This window comes from Marivita cryptomonadis (genome assembly GCF_002115725.1).
Taxonomy (GTDB): domain Bacteria; phylum Pseudomonadota; class Alphaproteobacteria; order Rhodobacterales; family Rhodobacteraceae; genus Marivita; species Marivita cryptomonadis.
This window is the reverse complement of the sequence record NZ_JFKD01000070.1, coordinates 1-1347: the sequence shown is the minus strand read 5'-3', so window position 1 is coordinate 1347 and position 1347 is coordinate 1. Positions and strand designations below refer to the sequence as shown.

Below are 1347 nucleotides of genomic sequence, written 5' to 3'. Positions count from 1 at the left end.
AAGCATAGCGACCTATGTATAATGCCGCCGCTGACCAAAGAGTCACGACGGCGGACCGCTCTAGAACAACGCCCTCCGCCACAAAGCAGGACTATTACAATAGTCCACCCGCTTGACGCTCGACTGATGCAACCCAACATCACCGCGAAGAAACCTCGACCTTTCGCTCATGGATGACTTTGAACGAACGCGCTCTACCCGGCGCATCTCGAGTTTCTGCGCACGCTTTCAGCAAAGAAGAGAGTTAATCCGAATATGCCCACCCGCTCGAAGATCATCTACACCTTCACCGACGAAGCCCCAGCCCTCGCCACCTATTCACTGCTGCCTATCGTAGAGGCCTTCACCGCTTCCGCTGATATTGCCGTGGAAACCCGCGACATCTCCCTCGCCGGGCGCATCCTCGCAAGCTTCCCCGAGCAACTGGGCACCAAGGCCGTACCGGACCACCTCGCCGAACTGGGCGCCCTGGCCGTGACCCCTGAAGCCAACATCATCAAGCTGCCTAACATCAGTGCCTCGACCCCCCAACTGCAGGCGGCGATCAAGGAACTGCAGGCCCAGGGCTATGCCCTGCCGGACTACCCCGAAACCGTAACCACCGACGCGGAAAAAGAAACCCGTGCACGTTACGACAAGGTCAAGGGCAGCGCCGTGAACCCGGTCCTGCGCGAAGGCAACTCCGACCGTCGCGCCCCCCTGTCGGTCAAGAACTACGCACGCAAGCACCCGCACAAAATGGGCGCCTGGGCTGCCGACTCCAAGTCCCACGTTGCCCACATGAGCAACGGCGACTTCTACGGCAGCGAAAAAGCCGTACAGATCGAAGCCGCTGACACTGTCAAAATTGCGCTGGTCGCCCAAGACGGCACCACCACCGTCCTGAAGGAAAAGACCACGGTCAAGGCCGGCGAAATCATCGACAGCGCCGTACTGAGCAAGAAAGCCCTGCGCAGCTTCATCGCCGCTGAAATCGAAGACGCCAAGAAACAAGGCGTACTGCTGTCGGTTCACTTGAAAGCCACCATGATGAAGGTCTCCGACCCGATCATGTTCGGCCAGATCGTTGCCGAGTTCTATAAAGACGCCCTGGCCAAGCACGCAGACGTGCTGGCCGAGATCGGCTTCAACCTGAACAACGGTATCGGCGACCTGTACGCACGCATCAAGGCCCTGCCGGCCGAGCAGCAAGCGCAGATCGAAGCTGACATCCAGGCGGTCTACGCCTCGCGCCCTTCCCTGGCGATGGTCAACTCCGACAAAGGCATCACCAACCTGCACGTGCCGAGCGACGTGATCGTCGACGCCTCGATGCCGGCGATGATCCGTGACTCCGGTAAAATGTGG

1 protein-coding gene is annotated in these 1347 nt (G+C 59.7%); it reads left to right on the top strand.

Going from position 1 to position 1347, the window contains the following annotated elements:
* Positions 1-255: 255 nt before the first annotated feature.
* On the top strand, positions 256-1347 hold a 1092-nt coding region (locus MCRY_RS22285; protein ID WP_139834166.1), incomplete at its 3' end, for an NADP-dependent isocitrate dehydrogenase.